At 54.8% G+C, this 21,450-nt stretch carries 24 protein-coding genes and 2 tRNA genes; 14 read left to right on the forward strand and 12 right to left on the reverse strand.

Translation table 11 applies throughout. From position 1 onward, the window contains the following. Positions 1-24 precede the first annotated feature (24 nt). Positions 25-381, reverse strand: coding sequence for a metalloregulator ArsR/SmtB family transcription factor (locus tag HX821_RS01465; protein WP_074848706.1), 357 nt, complete (start codon positions 379-381; stop codon positions 25-27). Further along, entirely contained in the window at positions 378-800 is a 423-nt protein-coding gene (locus HX821_RS01470; RefSeq protein WP_177035182.1) for an arsenate reductase ArsC, read from the reverse strand. The genes HX821_RS01465 and HX821_RS01470 overlap by 4 nt, the downstream gene beginning before the upstream one ends. A 129-nt stretch (positions 801-929) precedes the next feature. Between HX821_RS01470 and arsN2 the strand changes: the two genes are divergently transcribed. The 7 genes from arsN2 (at position 930) to HX821_RS01505 (ending at position 7,037) form a co-directional block, all read left to right on the forward strand. Further along, a complete protein-coding gene (arsN2, locus tag HX821_RS01475; protein ID WP_177035183.1) occupies positions 930-1,394 on the forward strand; it encodes an arsenic resistance N-acetyltransferase ArsN2 in 465 nt (154 codons plus the stop codon). Positions 1,395-1,466: 72 nt separating this feature from the next. Next, positions 1,467-1,835 carry a hypothetical protein gene (locus HX821_RS01480; RefSeq protein ID WP_017337075.1) on the forward strand — a complete coding sequence of 123 codons (369 nt, stop codon included), beginning with the start codon at positions 1,467-1,469 and terminating at the stop codon, positions 1,833-1,835. A gap of 61 nt (positions 1,836-1,896) precedes the next feature. Then, positions 1,897-3,069 (forward strand): DUF3800 domain-containing protein, encoded by a 1,173-nt coding sequence (locus tag HX821_RS01485; protein WP_177035184.1) that lies wholly within the window; start codon positions 1,897-1,899, stop codon positions 3,067-3,069. Then, complete coding sequence (locus HX821_RS01490; RefSeq protein WP_177035185.1) at positions 3,062-3,598, forward strand: hypothetical protein; 537 nt, start codon at positions 3,062-3,064, stop codon at positions 3,596-3,598. The genes HX821_RS01485 and HX821_RS01490 overlap by 8 nt, the downstream gene beginning before the upstream one ends. Before the next feature lie 609 nt (positions 3,599-4,207). Beyond that, on the forward strand, positions 4,208-5,248 hold the full coding sequence (locus HX821_RS01495) for a hypothetical protein (protein ID WP_177035186.1): 1,041 nt from the start codon (positions 4,208-4,210) through the stop codon (positions 5,246-5,248). Continuing rightward, positions 5,245-6,348: a hypothetical protein gene (locus HX821_RS01500; RefSeq protein WP_218182496.1), complete on the forward strand. Its 1,104-nt coding sequence runs from the start codon at positions 5,245-5,247 to the stop codon at positions 6,346-6,348. The genes HX821_RS01495 and HX821_RS01500 overlap by 4 nt, the downstream gene beginning before the upstream one ends. 50 nt (positions 6,349-6,398) lie before the next feature. Beyond that, positions 6,399-7,037, forward strand: a complete 639-nt coding sequence (locus HX821_RS01505; RefSeq protein ID WP_177035187.1) for a hypothetical protein — start codon at positions 6,399-6,401, stop codon at positions 7,035-7,037. A gap of 1,355 nt (positions 7,038-8,392) precedes the next feature. Here the strand turns inward: HX821_RS01505 and flgE are convergent. From flgE to HX821_RS01535, 6 genes are all read right to left on the reverse strand, one after another. Next, positions 8,393-9,715, reverse strand: a complete 1,323-nt coding sequence (gene flgE, locus HX821_RS01510; RefSeq protein ID WP_003214240.1) for a flagellar hook protein FlgE — start codon at positions 9,713-9,715, stop codon at positions 8,393-8,395. Positions 9,716-9,746: 31 nt separating this feature from the next. Continuing rightward, positions 9,747-10,475 carry a flagellar hook assembly protein FlgD gene (flgD, locus tag HX821_RS01515; protein WP_003214242.1) on the reverse strand — a complete coding sequence of 243 codons (729 nt, stop codon included), beginning with the start codon at positions 10,473-10,475 and terminating at the stop codon, positions 9,747-9,749. Between the two features lie 16 nt (positions 10,476-10,491). Further along, positions 10,492-10,944, reverse strand: a complete 453-nt coding sequence (gene flgC, locus HX821_RS01520) for a flagellar basal body rod protein FlgC (RefSeq protein ID WP_003214244.1) — start codon at positions 10,942-10,944, stop codon at positions 10,492-10,494. 3 nt (positions 10,945-10,947) lie between these two features. Further along, entirely contained in the window at positions 10,948-11,355 is a 408-nt protein-coding gene (flgB, locus tag HX821_RS01525) for a flagellar basal body rod protein FlgB (protein ID WP_003214246.1), read from the reverse strand. A gap of 234 nt (positions 11,356-11,589) precedes the next feature. Continuing rightward, the gene (gene cheR, locus HX821_RS01530; RefSeq protein ID WP_177035188.1) at positions 11,590-12,417 is read right to left on the reverse strand and encodes a protein-glutamate O-methyltransferase CheR; all 828 of its coding nucleotides are present in this window, start codon (positions 12,415-12,417) and stop codon (positions 11,590-11,592) included. Positions 12,418-12,460: 43 nt separating this feature from the next. Continuing rightward, positions 12,461-13,393: a chemotaxis protein CheV gene (locus HX821_RS01535; RefSeq protein WP_003214250.1), complete on the reverse strand. Its 933-nt coding sequence runs from the start codon at positions 13,391-13,393 to the stop codon at positions 12,461-12,463. Positions 13,394-13,473: 80 nt separating this feature from the next. Between HX821_RS01535 and flgA the strand changes: the two genes are divergently transcribed. The 4 genes from flgA (at position 13,474) to HX821_RS01555 (ending at position 16,065) form a co-directional block, all read left to right on the forward strand. Next, a complete protein-coding gene (flgA, locus tag HX821_RS01540; RefSeq protein WP_032899382.1) occupies positions 13,474-14,238 on the forward strand; it encodes a flagellar basal body P-ring formation chaperone FlgA in 765 nt (254 codons plus the stop codon). Positions 14,239-14,380: 142 nt separating this feature from the next. Further along, positions 14,381-14,704 carry a flagellar biosynthesis anti-sigma factor FlgM gene (flgM, locus tag HX821_RS01545; RefSeq protein ID WP_003214254.1) on the forward strand — a complete coding sequence of 108 codons (324 nt, stop codon included), beginning with the start codon at positions 14,381-14,383 and terminating at the stop codon, positions 14,702-14,704. A 48-nt stretch (positions 14,705-14,752) separates the two neighbouring features. Then, positions 14,753-15,220, forward strand: a complete 468-nt coding sequence (gene flgN, locus HX821_RS01550; RefSeq protein ID WP_003214256.1) for a flagellar protein FlgN — start codon at positions 14,753-14,755, stop codon at positions 15,218-15,220. A 95-nt stretch (positions 15,221-15,315) separates the two neighbouring features. Beyond that, entirely contained in the window at positions 15,316-16,065 is a 750-nt protein-coding gene (locus HX821_RS01555) for a flagellar brake protein (RefSeq protein ID WP_003214258.1), read from the forward strand. Between the two features lie 60 nt (positions 16,066-16,125). Here the strand turns inward: HX821_RS01555 and HX821_RS01560 are convergent, their stop codons facing one another. Together HX821_RS01560 and HX821_RS01565 are read right to left on the reverse strand one after the other, a co-directional pair. After that, on the reverse strand, positions 16,126-17,508 hold the full coding sequence (locus HX821_RS01560) for an MFS transporter (RefSeq protein WP_102369716.1): 1,383 nt from the start codon (positions 17,506-17,508) through the stop codon (positions 16,126-16,128). 342 nt (positions 17,509-17,850) lie between these two features. Further along, positions 17,851-17,927 (reverse strand) — tRNA-Arg (locus HX821_RS01565). 336 nt (positions 17,928-18,263) lie between these two features. Here HX821_RS01565 and HX821_RS01570 point away from each other — a divergent pair. The 3 genes from HX821_RS01570 (at position 18,264) to HX821_RS01580 (ending at position 19,453) form a co-directional block, all read left to right on the forward strand. Next, a complete protein-coding gene (locus HX821_RS01570) occupies positions 18,264-18,491 on the forward strand; it encodes a hypothetical protein (protein ID WP_102604982.1) in 228 nt (75 codons plus the stop codon). Positions 18,492-18,511: 20 nt separating this feature from the next. Continuing rightward, positions 18,512-18,691, forward strand: coding sequence for a PA3371 family protein (locus tag HX821_RS01575; RefSeq protein ID WP_003214263.1), 180 nt, complete (start codon positions 18,512-18,514; stop codon positions 18,689-18,691). Between the two features lie 435 nt (positions 18,692-19,126). Continuing rightward, positions 19,127-19,453, forward strand: a complete 327-nt coding sequence (locus HX821_RS01580; RefSeq protein WP_003175643.1) for an Arc family DNA-binding protein — start codon at positions 19,127-19,129, stop codon at positions 19,451-19,453. Positions 19,454-19,556: 103 nt separating this feature from the next. Here the strand turns inward: HX821_RS01580 and mgtE are convergent, their stop codons facing one another. Together mgtE and HX821_RS01590 are read right to left on the reverse strand one after the other, a co-directional pair. Continuing rightward, positions 19,557-20,999 carry a magnesium transporter gene (gene mgtE, locus HX821_RS01585; protein WP_003214265.1) on the reverse strand — a complete coding sequence of 481 codons (1,443 nt, stop codon included), beginning with the start codon at positions 20,997-20,999 and terminating at the stop codon, positions 19,557-19,559. Between the two features lie 339 nt (positions 21,000-21,338). Further along, a tRNA-Arg gene (locus HX821_RS01590) sits at positions 21,339-21,415 on the reverse strand. Positions 21,416-21,450 lie beyond the last annotated feature (35 nt).

Consider the following 21,450-nt stretch of genomic DNA (forward strand, 5'->3'; position numbering starts at 1 on the left):
TTCATTAATCCGGTTGGGCGTGAATCAGCTACACACGGCTTGGTTGATCGGACGGTCGTTCATGCCGCAGAGGCGCTTAGCCTCGGTTTCCAGCCATTGCTGATTGGCGTCTACCACTTCCTTCAAAACTGCCGTCACCCACTCGGGCAAATCAGGATTCAGTCGGTAATACACCCATTGGCCTTGGCGACGATCCAACAGCAAACCGGCGGAGCGCAGCAGCGCCAAATGACGAGAAATCTTCGGCTGACTCAGGTCAAGTGCTGCCGTCAGCTCGCATACACACAGCTCACCTTCACTCACGACAAGCAGCGAAATTTTTGCTCGGGTGTCATCCGCTAGGCACTTGAATAAGGTGGTGGGGTTCATGGGTTCTGTCATAGATCCTCCAGGTGTTTGGTCTTGACCAAAACGAAGAGCTTTATGCGCTCGTGGATGTCGTGGAGCGTGTGGCGAAATGCGCCAGGATCATCGCTAGTAACTGGGTCAGGAAAATCCCAGGCAATGATTTCACCTGCATTGGGCATTGGTAGGCACTCGCTTGCGGATTTATCACAAAGAGTGATTACGTAATCGAATCGATCAGCTTGAAACTCGCTGATGGACTTGCTGCGCAAGCCCGTTGCATCGACTCCAACAGCCTCCAATGCCTGAGTTGTGCGCGGATCAACCTCAGACGGTTCAGACCCTGCGCTGAAGGCCTCGAAGCGATGATCGGTGTGACGCAGCAATGCCTCTGCAAGCAGGGATCGGGCTGAGTTGGCAACGCACACGAATAGCACTTTGATAGCAGGGCTCATGGTTAAACTCGACGCATATGGAAAATCGAATATACGCTTTGGCGAATATTCGGTAAAGCGAATATGATGGCTGCTGCTTAGGCTTGAGCCGTGACAGTTCCTACAAAGCGGCACAAAGGAGATAAGGGGATGGGCAAGGAAATGATGATCCAGGCAACGGAAATAGCCGGAGGGCAATGGCAGCTCTTTCGCGATGCACTGAAATCTGCTGACCTTCCTGCAGACGATATTGATCTTCCGGGCCGAACATTTTTTGAGTTCACACTGGACAGCGAGACGGTCGCATGGGGAGGATTCGAAACGCATGGTACGGACGGGTTGCTGCGTTCCCTGGTCGTAGTCTCGACACACAGATCGAAGGGGGTCGGTGTCACGGTGCTTCGGGTCATTGAAGCGAAAGCCGCCGAGCTGGGAATCGCTCGACTTCATTTGCTGACAACAACTGCGTCAGGCTTTTTTGAACAGCAGGGCTATGCAGCAAACCAACGAGGTTCTGCGCCGCCTCTGATTTCTCAGACGGAGCAGTTCATGGGGCTTTGCCCTGGCTCGGCTTGCTACATGTGCAAGGCATTATCTGCGAATGCACGAAAGTAGCTGATCACCTTGGCGATGGCTTTTAGCCTCGATGCCAGCTAGATTTGGAACTTTCTACGATCAAGGATGGATATGAAAAAGCTCATCGCAGTAATGGGGATCTGTGTCGCACTTGGCGGTTGCGCTACGTCCCACTACACCGCAGGGCGAGACTTTCCGTCGGCCAGTGTAGCGAGCATCACCAAAGGCAAAACGACGACTACTGAGTTGAAGTCCCTGTTTGGTGAGCCCTATGCCAAGAGTGCTGTCAGCGAGACTGACGAAAAGTGGATCTACACCTACACCAATGGCTCAGCCCATGCCCAAAGCTACGTGGTCACCATGAAGGTGACGACTACGGGCACCCAGAAAACTCTCGACGTCTTGATCCGAAATGACGTGGTCATCAACTACACGTTCAGCGAAGGCCCCGCTCCAGGCAGTACCACTGCGACGAACTAAGTTCGCCACCTTGCCATTGGGCGACCCACCGCACTCAGTACGTTGTTGATGGAGCAAGCTCATGGACAGAACGTATGCATTCGTGGATGAGTCCGGGAATTCCGACCTTGATACGTCAAAGGGAGGAAGCTCGGGATTCTTCATCGTGTGCTCCATTCTGGTGGCAGAGAAAGATCTGGAAGCTGCTTATGCCCAAGCTGAAGCACTCCGCATGCGTCATTTTCAAACAGGCGAGATCAAATCTAGCAATCTGAAGCCCAAAGATTCAGATCGCCGTGCCCGAATCCTCAACGAGCTAGCTGAGCTGCCATTCAAGCTCTATTTCACCGTCGTTGATAAGTCTCGAATTCACAAAGACGGCGGCCTCCGTATCAAGACCTCGTTCATAAAATACGTCAACGGGTTGCTCTATGAACGTTTGTTCCGTGCATACCCTGACCTCCAGATGGTCGTAGACGAACATGGTGGCCAGGAATTTCAGGAGAGCCTCAAAAGCTACGTTGCAGAACGATTCGTGGACGACCTATTTGGCGATAAGGATGCCTTCCAGACGATGGCCAGTAAGGACAACGTTTTGGTTCAGGTTGCGGATTTCTTCGCTGGCTCAGTCGCTCAGATCTACGAAGAGAAAGCATCGGAAGAAGCAGTTCTTGCCTACAAAAAGATCCTACGCCGCCTGACTCTTGGAATGCTTGAGTGGCCATCCAAGTACCAGTCTCTTCTGCCACCACCGACGGATGAATCTGGGTATGCAGACTACCAGGTACACCAAGAAGCTCTCCGCCAAGCTAATCGTTTTAGCGAGCGGGCTGGTGAACACCCTGATGAGGATGAGCGCCTGCAATTGAGTATCCTGCGGTTCTTAAGATTTCAAAGCGAATTCGTCACCAAGGATTACGTGCTGACTACGGAGATCATGGCCCATCTAAAAGACAGCGGACTGGGAGAGGTCAACGGCCAGAGAATTCGTTCCAGTGGCATTGCCAAGCTTCGGGATGCCGACGTAATCATCACAAGCGCGGCCAAAGGCTACAAGATCCCTCAAACACGGGCAGACATTAACGAATTTCTTGAAAGAGCGTCAGGCATTGTTGTTCCTCTACTGGAACGGGTCAAAAAGGCTCGAGAGGTATATCGGCTGAGTAGTCGAGGAGAATATGACATCGTGACGGCGGCCAACCTGGCTGAGCTAGCCAAGCTGCTCGCTGCGCTCGAGGCATTTGCAGATGACTGAACTCAGTTATGGCCAGGAACCTCACCAGGCTGCATTAATCCAGGATGAAATCCTAGAGATTTTGAAAGAGGCCAAGGTGCTCGCGCGTAGATTCTATCGCCTGACCGGCAAGCCGCTGGGCGTGACCGGCGAGGTCGCAGAGTACGAAGCTGCTGCTAGGCTCGGCCTGTCACTACATCCTGCAAGGCAGGCAGGTTACGACGCTACAGAGGCGCTGGAAGATGGAGTCGCGAGAATCCAGATAAAGGGCCGTTGCATCCTGAACCCACGAAAGATTACGGGCCGAATGGGGGCAATTGATCTTCGCCAACCCTTCGATACTGTGCTCTTGGTACTGCTTGATTCTGAGTTCAACGCATTTGCGATGTACGAAGCGAGTCGTGCCATGGTCGAGGCAGCTCTAACCTTGCCAGGTTCCAAAGCCAGAAATGAACGTGGCGCGCTGGCAATTAGGCAATTCATGTCGATAGCCAATTTGCGCTGGACTCGTCATGAAACTGGCGAATCGAAGAATAAATTCCCGCCTTAAAGCCGAGCGATGAGGATATGTCTCTAATGGGGCGCGAGAGTTAATGTCCCCTAAACGGGACATTAACCACCATTTTTAGGCTTAATGCTCCCATTTTGGCTCATTACGATGGGCCATGGATCGCGGATGATATGGCAATGGCGTCACTGCTGATTTTCGATATCAAGGCAGGCCTCCACACTACGACGCGATGGAAATCCGACGAATAAGGATTACAGCCTAACATCTTGAAGCTATTATTGAGCCATCACCAAGGTTCATTAGGTGCAATTGAATGGATTCGCATATGAACGGCTTGACCCACACGCGATATGCGTGCAGCGGCTCATTCACATTAGGAGATACTTTCCAGGGAAGCCTAAGCCTTGGAGTAACGGTGGCTGTTCTTCTGAGCGGAGCTCTCATGAATTACAAAATAGCTGCCATGACAGATCGAGACTATTCTCATCATTACAGCTCCCTTGCACTTTCTCGCACAGCGCATGAGATGCTTCTAATCGGGTTGTTCATCTGGCAATCATAGGAGTGATTGACTCTCTCGCGTCTTCACGACTCGATAGCGATCATAAATTTATCTGGTTATTTAAAACTATAAGAGGCTGAGGGGATATGTCGGGTGGGGAATTAGTTAATATTGGAAGGATAGCAGAGAAGATTTCGGATGATCTTTTTTCGTTCTTCAAGTGGGAGATTGTCGGGCCTTCGAACCTGAACTATCTCTGCGTTCAAAAAGAAATCCATGCTAAAGGAAAGTCGGGAGACCACCACCACCCTACCGATGTTGTATTCCGGTATTTTGATCCGTATGCCAATAAAACTGTGTATATGCATACAGACTTGAAAAGCTATGCTAAGGGCAGTATCGGTACCACAGAGATCAGAAAAGCACTGGTCAGCTTGGCGAAATCAATAGACTGTGCCTATATCAGCCCGGACTGGCGAGATCGCTATCTTCTTATTCGTGGCGAGAAAAAAATAATCAGCGGAATGCTTTTCGTATTCAATCATGACGATCAATATGATCGAGATTTCTATGATCATTTTAAGGATTTGAAATCGGACAACCTCCATGTCAAAGAGGGGCAGCAACTTCACATCGTCGAGCCAGCCCTAATTAACTATATAGCGACTCTTAGGCAGGATATAAACAGCTTGGTAGCAAATGGTACCTTCCCACGAAGGAAATATACTTTTTTGTATCCGGAAATGACCTTGCACAAGGCAGCAGGCGACTACTGGGCCAGGCCAGCAACGATGGAAATGATAGCATCTCCTTATCTGATCATTCATCATGGAGAAGTCCACGAATTAGATGACGATGGACATAAGGTAAAAACGTCTGGTGAAGGCTATATTATCTACTATCGACGCAGTGGTGCGAGCGAATATGAGTTCATGTACTTGTTTGACGCACTCTCCAGATTTCAGATATTGAATGGCGACAAAGAAAAGAAAATTAGAATTCGGATAATTTGCAAAGATTCCAGCGACAAATTAATAAGCAATTATCGGTCAGCCATCGCAAACTATGTTCGGGAATGGAACGAAGATGAACATCGCCGAAACATACTAGAAAGGATTGACCTGCAGGTAGTTACGATGGCAGTGCACAATTACAAAGCCGAACACATCGGATGGGATCGACCATGAAAATTGGTAGTCTTTATTATGCTTCAGACAAAGCCATGTTTGATGCTTTAACCCAACGAAAAGTGACCATTGCTCACTTGCGAGAGCTATTCTTATCGCGAGGTATTATAATTTCACCCGACACAAATAAAGAATTTCTGGCTAGACAATTCAGTAGTTTTTTTCATGATTATGCTGACTTTCAAAAACTCTCTATACTCATTGGTGCTCACAGTGCTAGAGAGCGGACAACAAATATCAATCTTAAGGTCGTTCTGAGCAAACAGAAGCTACTTGAATCTCTTGAGTCTACAAAAGAGATGCTAGAGGATAAGCATCAAGATAGTGTTGATTACTGGGTTGAAGGTGACGCAATCCTGTGCACAGTGCGATATACAAAAACGGATTACGGGCAGTCAGAGTTTAGGCAGGTAGTACAGAAGGATGCGCAGATAAAGTTTGAACCTACGACTGATGGATGGAAGGTCACGGGGCCCATGAACGATAAGTTCAAGGTTGTTTCAGCAGCACTACAAAGCCAGATAGAGACTCTTACCGATGAAAAGGTTAGCGTGGTGGATATTTCTCTAGCATCCTTCCCGGACTCAAGCTTGAGGAGTAAATTTTTCCGGCAAATGATATATGCCCTGCCCAAAATGAAAGTTCTCGATGTAATTGATGTTGCTACATATAACCCAGTCAAAGATATCGATGACGATATGCTGGAGGATGAATTTGACTCCTCAGACGTCGATGAGCCTGAGATCAAAGAAACCAAGGCAATCACTCGAATATCGAAAGCTCAATTACGTGGTCAAGGGGTGCTTGAGTCGGAACAACTTCTCAGCCTTGAGGCGAATGGGTTCTATATTTGGAAGATATTGTGGCATGCAGTGGACGAAAACCAGTTTGATTCTGATGTTTACGTCTTAGAGTCACAGTTCGGCAAACAATCTGAGTGCGCGGACTTCTCCTACATTGTCAAAGGTGTAATGCGCTACCAATCGGTAGGCGAATATGGAGCAAGGATCAAAGCCAACCCAGTGGACGAGGAACGTATTAAAAAGCTTATTGTAAAGGCAGCGGAGTCTACACTGGCAGCACTAACCAAAGGTAAATAAAGATGCGAACTATAAGGTTCAAGGTTTTTTTACTGCATATAAATTCGACAATGGACGAGCTGAACAGCCTGATGTCGGCAGCGCCGTTTGACCCCGACTATGGCTCTGGCGTGGAGCTAATAGCTCCCGTCCAAAAAATGCTCAGCGCTAAATATCATGAGCAAAACACTTTGATCAGCGATTTGACGGATGTATATGGGAATTCCCTTCAGAACACCGTTATTCAATATCTCAGCTTCAGGTTTTATATTCGCGAAAAAGGGCTGAATCTCTATGAGGTGATAGCCGAGTCGCCTCCGCAAAGCATGAAAGGCTTTACGACGACTCTCAGACGCGTACTCCCCAAGTCCTTCGCTTTCGAAGGCGCTAAGCTCGATGTCTACGACTGGTTTAAAAAGCTTGATAAGTTAGAGCGAATTACAACTCTGAAGCCAGTAAAAACTCAGACTGCACTCGTAAACCTTGATGGTGATTCAGCATTCAAAGTTGCAGTTGAATCCAGATCTGATGCGGTGGCCAAGACAGAAAAACTGGTAGGTGATCAGAAGCTGGTATTGGATAAGGTCAAGGTCTCCTTATATTATGAGGCATCTGAAAGAACATTAGAGGTAACTCGAACTTATGGAGCCGCCCTCACCGGTTTTTCTGATCCATACGAAGCAATTGAGTTCTTGGCATATGTAATCTGAGGTAGTAGGAAATGACCAATCTGTTACCCGAATTCAATTTAACTGAGTGGCTTGAGAATTCAGCAACCGGTAATTTTTTCTATATCTCTATTATGCTTGCCGAGTCATTATAGCTTTCCAGAACTCTATATTCGGGCAAACCACTATGTCAGCGGGACGTGCGTCATTAAAACTAATTTCAAAGTTCTGGAATTTCATCAGTTCCGACCGACGCCCCGATTGCAAAAAGACGCGTGAACAAAATTTCATCACGGCTGCTAACAAGGTTAAGACTATTTCATTAAACGCCGGTGGTGTAATTTCTATAGATCCAGAAGAGATCCGTGATCAAATAATTACGTCGCGTGAGCAACTCAAACATCTTGTCCACAAGCCGGGAACTCACAGTTGGCCATCCGCTACTCATGGGGTACGATTCTGGCTCTACTGGAGAAACTCCAGTAAATGTCTTGGACTGCAATTGTTGCTTAGCGTCGGCTCGCCAGCGGAGAGGCAGTAAAGGTACGCATGCCTTAAATCTATAAAAACCGGTGAGTACACCGTCATAACAGCCAGCCCATTTTTGGGCGATGTGGATAGTCTTCCGCCGTGGTTTGACGCCGATACAAATCGGCAAATTGCTACGGCCTTGTGGGGTTATCGCTTGAGTGGTTCTACACTCTCATCGGGGCGATGGACGCTTGGAATGCGGAGTTGTGACGGCCTACCGCAAAGCCCAATGACAGCCCAGGGCCAAAATCTAAGGGAGATGAACCGATGCTCGGAGCTGAAGGGCTTCCCGATGTCTGGGAAACGGCCATAGACTCAAAACGTGAAAAATAATGCCACGCCCCCCAGATCGATTTTCGTATACTTTCGGGCCTAGAAACGCCAAAAAACGCTCTAAAGTATACGAAAACAAACGCCATACAAGCGACTAAATCGCTGCAGGCCACGACTTTCGGCGGACTCAGGAAAGTATACACTTCCTAGCTGGCTACTATGCCAATAAGCTGAGCACACCCTGGGTCTAACCACCCAAGGTTGAAAAACCCCCGATAGGCCTACGGCGTATCGGGGGTTTTCTTTTGCCTGGAACAACACCGTCGCGATTCGCGCAGGTATTTCACCTCCTTGAAAACATCGGTGGGCTTCTGGCCGACGTGCATCATGGCGGCTTTTATCGCTGAAACAGTGATGCAGTTGCCGCCAGGGCCCTGACTGAATCCGCTCCAGATATCGCCCGGCTGGCCTTGTACCGTTCCGACAGCCGTGTATCCGCCTGTGACGCCCCCACCTATAGGCGTTATCTGAACGTCCAAAAAAAAGCCCCTCACGCGAGGGGCTTTTCGGTAAAGCGAGTTAAAGCGACAACATCAGGTCATCTGAATGATGGTCTGCATGATGGTGCTTTGGGTGGAGATGGTCTTGGCGTTCGCCTGATAGTTGCTCTGGGCCTTGATCAGGTCCACCAGCTCGTTGGTCAGGTTGACGTTGGAGTTCTCCAGGGAGTTGGCCACGATCGAACCCAGGGTACCGACTTGCGGGGTATCAAAACCCGGCTGGCCCGACGCGAAGGTTTCTTTCCAGGTGGTGCCGCCGGCTGGCTGCAGGCCCTGCTCGTTGTTGAAGCTGGCCAGGGAGATCTGGCCGATGGCCTTGCTCTGCTGGTTGCTGAACGTGGCGAACAGTACGCCGCTGCCGTCGATTTTCAGCCCGGTGATTTGCCCGGTGGCGTAGCCATCGGTGGTCGGCGGGTTGCGGTAGGTGGCGGAGTTGTACTGGGTGATGTTGCCCATGTTGACGGCCACGCCGTCTGCGTTGGCGGCCGCACCGTTAGGCGTCCAGACACCATTGACCAGGCCGCCCGGCTTCCAGTCGGAAATGGTCAGGGTGGTATTGGAAGCGGTGGCTGGCGGGGTAACGATCCCGGTCAGCTTGCCGGAGGTGTCAAACGACAGCGTCGAGGCGACTGGCGCTTTCACGTCAGTACCGGTGCCGCTGATCGGCGAGCCGTCAGGGTTGCGCCCATCGATCAGGGTGTAGGACTTCCAGGTGTTGGAGTCGGTCTTCACCAGGTACTGCACCATCGGATGCGCGTTGCCCTGCGTATCGTACAGCGTGGTGGAATATTGAGTGGTGAAGCTGTCCGATTTGGTCGGATCAAACGGGTGCGCCGTCTGGTCGATCGCCGTCTCGGAGGAGTTCAGGTTACTGGTGGAATCCACCTTGCTCGAAGCCTTCGGCGGCAGGTACGACAGGTTGAGCTGCAGGTCGGTCAAGCCGCCCTTCTGGATGTTGCCATCGGCATCCGCTGCGTAGCCTTGCAGGCGCGAGGTGCCGGTGTTGTTGGTGATGTAGCCGTCCTTGTCGGCCCGGAACGCACCGTTGCGGGTGTATTCCAGCGAACCGTCGCTGCCCTTCTGCACGAAGAAGCCGCCGCCCTGGATCGCCATGTCGAGCGTGCCGCCGCTGTTGTTGACGTCACCCTGGGTGAACTGCTGGGACACGGCCGCCAGGTTCACGCCATTGCCGATGCTGTTCTGGCCGGTACCCAGCTTGGAAGCCGCGTAGATATCCGCGAATTCCGCACGGGACGACTTGAAGCCGGTGGTCGCGACGTTGGCGATGTTGTTACCCGTCACGTCCAGTTGTTTGTTGGCCGCATAGAGGCCGCTAAGGCCGATGTTAAAAGACATTGTTCTCTCCTTTTGCCGTATTTAGCCGGCTCTATGTACCGATAGTCTGAATTTGCGACAGCTTGATACTGCCCAGGCCGCCCGCCAGGTTCAGCACCATTTCAGCGCCGTTCGTGCCCAGGGTTACGCTGGTCACCGTTGCCGGCAGCGAGGTGGCGAGGGCCACCGAGTCACCCTTGTCATTCTTGGTGGTGGCATTGAAGGTGTAGGTGCCCGGTGGCGCCGTCTCACCCGCATCGGTCTTGCCGTCCCAGACGAAGCTGGAGTTGCCGGCGCTCTGGGCGCCCATGTCGATGGTGCGAACGACGTTGCCATCCTTGTCGGTGATCTTGACGGAGACGTTGCCCGTCGCCGCCGTCACCGCCACGGAACCGGTCATGCTCTTGCTGGTATCCACCATCGCCTTGTCGGTCTGGGTGATGACCGAACGCCCCACCAGCGACGAAGCCTGCAGCGCCTGGGAGGAGCTGAAGTTGCTGGAAATCGCATTCACCGAGTCATTCAGGTTGTTGATGCCTTCCAGACTGCTGAACTGCGCCAACTGTGCGACGAACGCGCCATTGTCCTGGGGCGACAGCGGGTCCTGGTTTTTCAGCTGGGTCACCAGCAATTGCAGGAACGCGTCCTTGCCCATCGCCTGGTTGCCCGTCGCCGACTTGGCGGCGTCACCGACGCTGGTGTTATCTGTCGCCGTCTTGACCTTGGAGTTAAAAAGGTCCTGGACTGCCGTGTTCGTCGAACTGTTATCAACAATGGCCATTATTTGGCGCCCCTTATCACTGACCCAGGGTCAGGACCTTCTGCATCATGGTTTTGGCGGTGTTCATCATTTCCGCGTTGGTCTGGAACGAGCGGCTGGCGGAAATCATGTCGGCCATTTCCTCGACCACGTTGACGTTGGGGTAGTACACGTACCCTTTTTCGTTCGCGGCAGGGTGGTTCGGCTCGTAGCGGGCTTCGAGGTTGCTCTGGTCTTCGACCACACCGAGCACCTGCACGCCCTGGCCTGCGGCATCCTGGTTCTGGAACAGCGAATCGCCGCTGCCACTCTGGCCGCCCTGGCCGCCCTGGAACATGGTGGCGAACACCGGGTGCCGGGCGCGGTAGGTCTGGTCGATGCTCGAAGACACGGTCTCGGCGTTGGCGATGTTACTGGCGACGGTGTTGAGGCGCGTGGTCTGCGCACTCATGCCACTACCGGCAATATTGAAAACACTGGCGAGGGACATGGCTTATTCTCCACGCAGGGCTGACATCAGCCCTTTGAATTTGCTGTTGAGCAGGGTGAAGCTGGCCTGGAAGTTCACTGAGTTCTCGGCGTAGGCCGATTGCTCCAACTGGGCGTCCACGGTGTTCTGGTCGATCGACGGTTGCATCGGCGTGCGATACAGCAGCGACTCGTCACCATTGCCCAGGCCTTGCGCCTCGATATGACGGCTGTTGGTCATGTTCAGGGCGAAGGTGCCGTTCTTGGTCTTGTCTTGCTGGGCGGCGAGCACGGCAGAGAAGTCCAGGTCCCGAGCCTTGTAGTTCGGGGTGTCGGCGTTGGCGATGTTGTTGGCCAGGACTTCGGCACGCTGGGCGCGAAAGCCCAGTGCTTGTTCGTGGATACCGAGCGCTTTATCGAAGCTGATGCTCATGGCGGAAACCTTTAGGGGCTGACCTGCTTTTCGTAACAAGGATTTAGCAAGGGCCATGCCAAGTTGCTTGAGCCCCGTAAATCAAGGGTTTGCGAGGGAATTGCCGGCGGCAATGCCAGAAAAGCGGCAAAGGGTTTCCGCGAAACGCCAGTAAAGCGGCAATGAGGGCTTGCCGCTTTGCGGCCATAAAAAAAGGGAGGCCTGTGCAGGCCTCCCTTTTTGTTCAAGCACTCATCACTTGGCCTGGTAAATGATTCCAGGACTGCACTGCACCATCTGGTAATGATCCGGCAAACCGTTCAGCGCCTCGGAAGCCCCCAGGAACAGATAACCGCCACGCTTGAGGGTGCCGTGGATGCGCAACAGAATGTCTTTCTTCACCTCGGCCGAGAAGTAGATCAGCACGTTGCGGCAAAACACCATGTCGAACTTGCCCAGGCTGGCATAATTGTCCAGCAGGTTGAACGAACGAAACTCCACCCGGCTCTTGATCGGCGCCTTGACCGCCCAACGCCCTGCCCCCTTGGGGTCGAAGAAACGCTGCAAGCGCTCCTGGGACAACCCGCGCCCCAGCGCCAGGCTATCGTACTCGCCGGTCTTGCAGTTGGTGAGCATGGTGCCGGACAAATCCGTGGCCACGATTTGCGCCCCGGCTTTCAACTGGCCCATGTTGGTCCGCTCGAACTCATCGATGGCCATCGAAATCGAATACGGTTCCTGTCCCGACGAACAGGCCGCCGACCAGATGCGCAGGCGCTGGCCGGGAGCGGCCTTGATCGCCTCGGGCAGCACCTTGTTCTTGAGCACTTCAAACGGATAGGTATCGCGAAACCACAAGGTTTCGTTGGTGGTCATGGCGTCGACCACCATCTCCTTGAGCCCGCTGCGTGGCTGGCCCTGGATCCGTTGCACCAACTCCCCGAGGGACTTGATGCCTTGCTGCTCCATCAGTTTGTTGAGACGGCTGGATACCAGGTACTGCTTGTTTTCACCGAGCAATATGCCACAGGCCTTTTCCAGGAAGACCCGGAACTGTTCGAAATCCAAATTACCCGTAGACAATGATACCGCCTCTTAAATCGTGTGACCGCCAGGGAAAAGGCCCCTAGCCGTGATCTGCTGCCTTGATCCGGTCGACTACCCGGGATGCCAGGTCATCAGGGCGGAATTTGGCCAGGAAGTCATCGGCACCGACCTTCTTGACCATCGCCTGATTGAATACACCCGACAACGAAGTATGCAGGATGATATGTAGTTTTTGCATGCGTGGGTCGTTGCGTATCTCGGCCGTGAGGGTGTAGCCGTCCATTTCCGGCATCTCGATGTCGGAGATCATCATCAGGAATTCTTCTTCCGGCTTCTTGCCCTCATCCACCAGCTTGCGCAGGTAATCCAGGGCCTGGCGACCGTCATTGAGTGCTACCACTTCGACCCCAACGGTCTGCAGGCAACGGGACACCTGCTTGCGCGCAACCGAAGAGTCGTCCACCGTCAGCACCCGCAGCGAGATCGCCTTGTGCGCGGTTTCGGCGTCTACCACACCCACCGATATCGCCTCGGAGGTCGGGGCCACTTCGGCGAGGATTTTCTCCACGTCGATGATTTCCACCAACTGGTTGTCGACCCGCGTCACCGCCGTGAGGTAGTGATCGCGACCGGTGCCCTTGGGCGGCGGATGGATCTCTTCCCAGTTCATGTTGACGATGCGCTCCACCGAGCGCACCAGGAAACCCTGGGTCTTGGTGTTGTACTCGGTAATGATCACGAACGGGCTCTCGCGGTCCTGCAATCCCGCCGAACCGGTGGCCATTGCCAGGTCAAGAATCGGGATGGTCGCGCCACGAATGTTCGCCACACCGCAAACCACCGGGCTGGACTTGGGCATTATTGTCAGCTTGGGACACTGCAGCACTTCGCGAACCTTGAAGACATTAATCCCGTACAGCTGCTTGCCGTCCAGACGGAACAACAGCAACTCCAGGCGATTCTGCCCCACCAGCTGTGTGCGCTGGTTCACTGAATCCATTACACCGGCCATGCCCAGACTCCTACGCTAAAACTTAGGGGTACGACGCGTACCCAACACTAAACGGCACGAGCTTTGCTTTTTTATTGGCCATGGACATCAAAACGACAGTTTCCCGACGCCTCCGATCCCCACAGTACCGCAGATTGCTCTGCGTCTCGATGGCGTTGCTTGCCTTGGCTACGGGCCAGCCGGCCCGCGCCGATAACGTCACCTTGCCTGATCTGCTTATCGGCGTCACTCAAGGCTTTCTTGAGTTCACTGTAGAAGATTATCTGGCCACGACGCAGACACCGGGCCGCTACGAAATCCAGGTCAACCAGCTGGATCCGCGCCTGCGCATGCCCATGTGCGACAGAGAATTGACAGCTTCCCTGGAAAGCCCCGCCCAGCCCATCGGGCGCGTGACCGTGAAAGTGCGCTGCGAAGGCGCCTCGCCCTGGACGGTGTTCGTGCCCGCCCAGGTCAAACTGTTTCGCGAAGTGGTGGTGGTGACGCGCCCGCTGAAACGTACCGGAATCATTGGTTATGATGACGTCGCGATGCGCGAGCGCGACATCAGCATGATCACCCAGAGCTACCTCACGTCCCTTGACCAGGCACTCGGGCAGAAACTTACCCGACCAATGGTTGCTGACCAGGTGATTACCCTGGTCCATCTCGAGCAGGCTGAAGTCGTGCGCAAAGGTGACCAGGTGGTGATTTCCGCCAGCAGCGGTGGCCTGAATGTAAAAATGCCGGGGGAAGCCCTGTCCAACGGCGGCATGAGTGAACAGATTCGCGTCAAGAACCTGAATTCCAACCGCGTGATCAAGGCCCGGGTGACTGCGCCGGGGCAGGTTGAGGTGGCTTTATAGATCACTGGCATCGGACGCCAGCTTTTCCTACACTGTGCGCAAAGCGGCATCGCGCATAGGTTTATTGTCAATCGAGCCTAAAGTTTGTCCGGGTATGGCCGAAAACATGGCAAGCGTCCAAATACCCAGAGGTTTTTTTAACATGGTCATCGATTTCAGTCGTTTGAATAACGCCCTGCCAACGCCCGGTTCTTCGCGCACCAACGGTGCCAAAGACAGCGTTGAAGCCAAGTCCCAGCCTCTGCCTGCCAAGACAGAACAGGCCGGTGCGAGCCAAAGCGGGGAATCGGTACACCTGAGCAATGAGGCTCAACAGTTGCAGAAGGTCACTGACTCGCTGAGCGATCAGCCAGTTGTCAATAAAGCCCGTGTGGCCGAATTGAAACAGGCGATTGCCGATGGCAGCTATAAGGTCGACAGCAACCGTGTAGCCAGCAAACTGCTTAACTTCGAAGCCGAGCGCTAGGCAAAGGCCTGCGCCAGGCTTTTGGACGCTTAAACCCCAAGGCCAGCCATGCACGACGAAAACTTGCTACAACTGATCATTGAAGACCTGCCTCCCGCACAGCAGCTGCTGGAGCTCCTTCGAGAAGAATCACTGGCCCTGTACGGCCGGGACATGCGCATGCTGGAAGAAATCCTGGCGCGCAAGCAATCGCTGATCGTCCTGCTGGAACAGCACGGCAAGAAGCGCAGCCAGATTCTGATCAGCCTGGGCCTCACGGCCGACCACAAGGGCCTGGAACAACTCGCCAGCCACTCCACGGTGGGCGACCAGTTGCTGGCCCAGAGCAAAGAACTCAACCAGTTGCTGACCCTGTGCCAGGAAACCAACCTCCTCAACGGCCAGGCCATCCAGCTTCAGCAAGCCACGACCGCCAATCAGTTGCGTATCCTCCACGGCGGCGAGCCTCCGGCTCTCTACAACGCTCAAGGCTCCACCTCACGCCTGGCCAAGCCAAGCACCCGCAGCCAAGCCTGAAACCAGTTTGAGCGCGCCCTATCCAAGTCGCGCCACATACTGGCAAAATGACAGCACTTGCGTGTAGTCGTATTTTGTCTGGAGATGGAAGAACCGTGTTCAACACCCTTAACGCGGAAGATGCTCCGCAGCCACCCAAGGTACTCACCACGCCGCTGGAAATCGCTGGCACCTTGCGGATGCTGCAAGAAAGCCATGATCCGCTGATCATCACCTTCCATGAACGCAACCAGCGGTTTCAAAGCTACCTGGTGGAAATCGACCGGGACAGCAAGACACTGGCCTTGGACGAAATGGTCCCGCGCGACGGCGAACGCTACCTCGAGAATGGCGAAGCTTTCCGGATCGAAGGTTTTCACGAGGGGGTGCGGGTAGCCTGGGAAAGCAACGGCACCCTGACCCTCGATGAAGCCGGCGGCCACCGCATTTACCGCGGCAGCATGCCTGGCGAGGTGATTTACCATCAGCGTCGCAACGCCTTCCGCGCGGCGTTGAAGCTGGCGCAACTGGTGAGCGTCGAACTGGGCGGCGACAAACTCAAGGCCCCCATCAGCGGCAAGTTGCTGGATATTTCCGCCACCGGCTGCAAATTGCGCTTCGAAGGGGATATTTCCGAGCGCCTGCAACTGGGCCAGGTCTACGACCGATTTATCGCCGCGCTACCCTTTGGCAGCATGACCACCTCGGTAGAACTGCGTTACCTGCACTTCGAAGAAAGGATCAACACCACCTTCGCCGGCCTACGTTTTCATAACATGAGCGGGCTGGTGCAGCGCCAGGTCGAGCGGTTTGTGTATCAACTGCAGCGTGAAGCGCGCCGGTTTGACAAGGACGACGACCTTTAAACAATAAAGGTCGCGACAAAAAAACGGGCAGTCCCTCAAGGGGGCTGCCCGTTTTTGCTTTCAGGGGCGCGCCCTGCTCAAGTCGTGGGGGTGATCATCCGGGTCCGGATGCTCTGGTGGCTCGGTGACAGGCTCCGGCTGATCCAGTTCGGGATCGACTACTGGCTCGGGATCCACAACGGCGGTCTGCATCTGGTCCTGCACCACCTGTTCGTCCACTCGCGGATCGAGGCATGCTACCAGGGGCGAACTGGACATGCTGTCGGGCATCGCCACGTGATGCAGGGGTGCGTCGTCCACCTGATGCAGGTTGGTGACCGCCTTGGGCCGGATGCGCCACACCAGGATCAATGCGCACACGCTGAAAAACGCATACAGCATATGGCTGCCGAACAGCTTCATCACCACACCGGCCAACAGCGGGCCGACACTGGCGCCGATGCCGTAGGTCACCAGCAACATCGCAGTGAGCGACACCCGGCGATCGCCCTCGACGTGGTCGTTGGAAAACGCCACAGCCAGCGGGTACAGGCAGAACTGCACCAGGGAACAGAGAAAGCCCGCGACGAACAGCACTTCCAGTGGTACCTGGGTCATGATCGCCAACGGCAACGCGGCCACCGCCAGGCACAAGGCGAAACAGCGAATCAACAGCGCGCGGTCATATCGATCGGACAGCCAGCCCAATGGCCACTGCACCAGCAGCCCGGCGAAAATGCAGCTACCCATGAACAGGCCGACCTGCTCGGTGGTCAGCCCTTGCTGAGACGCGTACAGCGGCGCCAAACCGTAGAACGAGCCGACGATCAGCCCGGCCCCCAACACCGTACTGAGGGACTGCGGCACCCGCTTGATAAAGAAGCGCGGCTCCATCGGCGCCGGATGCAGCGGCGCCGGGTGAATGCGGCGAGTCATGGCCACCGGCACCAGGCACAGCGCGAAACACAGCGCGACCAGCATCAGCAACTCAAGCCCCAACTGTGGGTGCATCACAAGGATCAACTGGCCCAGCACCAGGCCCAGGTACGAGGCGATCATATAGCCGCTGAACACCGCACCGCGTTGCTTGGCCTCAGCTTGTTCGTTAAGCCAGCTCTCGATGACCATGTACTGGCACATCATGCCCAGGCCGACAATCATCCGCAGCACAATCCAGGCTGGCAGCCAGTTGATCAGCCCGTGGCCCAACACCGCCGCGCCGACGATCCCGGCACAGGTGGCGTAGGCCCGGATATGCCCAACGCGGCCAATCAGGCGGTGACCGATCTTGCCCCCCAACACCAGGCCAAAATAGTTGGCGGCCATCAACGCACCGACCCACAGGCTGTCGACGTGATCTGCCGCCAGGCGCAAGGCCAGGTAAGTACTGAGCAGGCCAGAGCCGATCAGCATCATCAGGGAAGCAAAATAAAGGGCTCGAAAAGGTTTCCAGATCTGGCGCATCGGCGTTCCGAGCGGCTCCTTGCTGTGGGTGTCAGGACTACCGGAATGATAGTCCCGGGTCGTCGGGTCCGGACAGCCAAAACATGCGGTTGCCGGGGAATATTTTGCTCATGCCAATTGGCTACGTGTCAGACGCTCGCCAGTCACCCGCGAGGTACAGGATGCAGACGAATACTTGCGCCGCCCCGCTCTTGCCTCCCGTGTGAACCTCAAACGCGGGCAAGGTTCGGTTGGTGTTTGAAAAGACTGCCGCACTCAAACGCCCGGCCACAAAAAAGCCCCGCCAGATAAATCTGATCGGGGCTTGCGGACGTCGAGGCCGCTTGGGCAGCAACGGTGAAGTGGTGTCCCAGGGCCGGTTCGAACGGCCAACCTTCCCCTTAGGAGGGGGATGCTCTATCCAATTGAGCTACTGGGACTAATGACAGCCAACCGGCGATGGGCACGGCGACGGACGGCGTGCATGTTAACGGCGCAGGTGAATTTTGTCATGTCGTCCGTTGGCTTTTTGAGTGTAGGCCCATGCCAGTGACAGCCGGTGGTATTGCGCTCAACGATTACGGACGGTTCGGACCATCGTGCAAAATGCACTCCCCCAAAATGCCATCATTGCAAATTGCAACAGCATGGCAATCTGGACACTATATAAATATTTGATTTTAAAGGATTTATTATCAATTAAAGACTGGCACGACACCTGCAATCCTTTATCCTACAAATACAGTCCGGCCCAGCCATCTGCGGAGAACATGCACATGAACAGCGCACTTTTACTAGCCCTCAATACCGTTGCACTGGCTGCGCTGGTGATGTTCCATTTTCAGTCCACCACTTCCGACGACGCCGCACAGGTCAGCCAGGCGATTCCCCACCACCTGCAGCAGCGCCCGCAACTGGCTGTCATGAAGCCGAACATGCAATCCCCACTGCAACTGACCCAGGGCACTCAAGCTGCTCCTGCCGCTGAACACTGGGTTTTCTGAACCGCTTACCGGAGCATTCCATGAACAAGTCCGCCTGGCTGTTTCTGACCCTGGCACTGGCCGCCGCCGGCCTCGGCCTGAACGTATTGTCGCAAGACGTACAGACAGTCTCCTTCGTCGCCGCCGGCGTGTTTGGCAGCCTGTGGGTCTTGGCAGTCTTCATTGGTCGCCGCATCAAATTCGATCCCGTACTGCGCTGAATCCCCCCGCTCGTCGCCCTCGCTAAAATCGCTGCCACGCCTCGGCTTGTCCGTCCGGACAGCCGACCATATGTCGCTCCGCATTCGTAAATTGGCAATTTGCCACTAATCTTAAAGTTAAGGGCAAAAGGCCATATTGCTATAGGATGTGCGCCCGAAAAGCCTTTTGCGCCCAGGGTCTGCGGGCTCAACACTCATTTGGGTGCGTCCGCGGAAAGTTTTCCAACCAGTCCGCAAATTTTGAAATGAGTACTGGCATAAAGCCGGTAGCCGGTTCAATATTTGTCACAGAATTGACGCCAAGGAACTGGCAAATCTGAGGCATGATGCGGCCTCTTTGCAATTCAGGTTGAACATTTGGCAGCAAACCTTGTCCTAACATGCATCTTGCGGCCAATTCCAAAAACCGCTCCCCTGAACTAACCGGTTAAATATATGCGCCCATTGAAACAGGCAATTTATTCCAGCCGTACGGCTGACAAGTTCGTCGTACGTCTGCCAGACGGAATGCGGGAACGCATTGCCGAGGTGGCTCGCAATCATCACCGCAGCATGAACTCCGAAATCATCGCACGCCTGGAACAAAGCCTGATTCAGGAAGGTGCGCTGGGCGACGAGCTGAGCATGCGCCTGGACAGCCCCGAGCTGTCACTGCACGAACGCGAACTGCTGCAGCGTTTTCGTCAGCTCTCCCACCGCCAGCAAAATGCTCTCGTCTCGCTGATCGCCCACGACGTTGAGGCAGCTGCAGAAGCCAACTGATTGGCAACTGAAAGCTGAAAGCCAGCCATGCGCTGGCTTTTTTTTGCCCGGGATTTGGTCAGGAAAGGATCAAGGGGCAAATGCCCCCGATCCATGGAAGGGATCAAAGCAGGAAGATGGTTGCCAGGCCCAGGAAGATGAAGAAGCCGCCACTGTCGGTCATGGCCGTGATCATCACACTGGCGCCCATCGCCGGGTCTCGTCCAAGGCGCACCAGGGTCATTGGAATCAGAACCCCCATCAACGCTGCCAGCAGCAGGTTAAGCGTCATGGCCGCCGTCATGACCACGCCGAGCGACCAGCTGCCATACAGCAGGTACGCCACGATACCGATGACACCGCCCCACACCAGGCCGTTGATCAGCGCGACCGCAAGCTCCTTGCGCATCAAACGCTTGCCATGCCCGGTCCCCACCTGATCCAGCGCCATGGCGCGGACGATCATGGTGATGGTCTGGTTACCCGAGTTACCGCCAATACCCGCCACAATCGGCATCAGTGCTGCCAGGGCCACGAGCTTCTCGATGGAGCCTTCAAACAGGCCGATCACTCGTGAAGCAATAAACGCGGTAATCAAATTCACCGCCAGCCAGGCCCAGCGGTTACGCAGGGACTTCCAGACCGACGCAAAAATATCCTCTTCTTCCCGCAGACCGGCCATGTTGAGGACTTCGCTTTCGCTCTCCTCACGAATCAGGTCGACCATTTCATCGATGGTCAGACGGCCGATCAGCTTGCCGTTCTTGTCGACCACCGGGGCCGAGATCAAGTCATAACGCTCAAACGCCTGGGCCGCGTCGTAAGCGTCTTCGTCAGGATGGAAACTCACCGGGTCACTGGCCATGACGTCCGCGACTTTTTTGTCCGGATCATTGACCAGCAGGCGCTTGATCGGCAGTACGCCCTTGAGGATCCCTTCGTAGTCGACCACGAACAGCTTGTCGGTGTGGCCTGGCAGCTCTTTCAACCGGCGCAGGTAGCGCAGAACCACTTCCAGGCTGACGTCTTCGCGGATGGTGACCATCTCGAAGTCCATCAACGCACCGACCTGCTCCTCGTCGTAGGACAACGCCGAGCGCACACGCTCGCGCTGCTGGCCATCGAGGGTTTCCATCAGCTCATGGACGACGTCACGCGGCAGCTCGGAAGCCAAGTCAGCGAGTTCGTCGGCATCCATGTCCTTGGCGGCCGCCAGGAGCTCGTGATCATCCATGTCGGCGATCAGGGTTTCACGGACCGAGTCGGATACTTCGAGGAGGATGTCGCCGTCGCGGTCAGCCTTGACCAACTGCCAAAGGGTCAGGCGGTCATTCAGCGGCAAGGCTTCGAGGATGTAGGCAACGTCGGCGGAGTGCAGGTCATCGAGCTTGCGTTGCAGCTCGACAAGGTTTTGCCGGTGGACCAGGTTCTCGACCCGGTCATTGTTCGCGCCTTCCTGGCGATGCGTCAGGTCTTCGACCACGCGCTGGCGCTGCAGCAGCTCGACGACTTGAGCCAGGCGATCCTGCAGGCTTTCTTGTGTTTTCTTTACTTCAACTTCGGTCATAGGCGAACTCCACTCCCAGCAGCGGGGCACGCCGGAAGGATCAATCAGTCAATTCATGATTGGTAAAACGGGGTACTGAGTAACTACTGGGTAAGTCCATGGAGGTGTTCCACAAGCCCCGGCGGGGCTGACGGGCGCAATGATACACCGGGCGGCCGCGTTTAACGTCAAAAAACTGGAAAGAACAAGCGCTTGCGACACAAAGCTGAGCATTGGCCACACATATGAACTGCGACGACGCAGCTTGAGAGGAAAACACATGGGCGGGAGAAAAAGGCGCCCCGGGAAATAAAAACCCCAGACGGCAAAAAGCCCGCACTAGGCGGGCTTTTTGTTGTTTGGTGCACTCGACAGGATTCGAACCTGTGACCGCTCGGTTCGTAGCCGAGTACTCTATCCAGCTGAGCTACGAGTGCAGATTGTGTTTTTAGACCAGATCACAACTGGTTGA

The organism is Pseudomonas sp. B6001, assembly GCF_013386015.1.
GTDB lineage: Bacteria > Pseudomonadota > Gammaproteobacteria > Pseudomonadales > Pseudomonadaceae > Aquipseudomonas.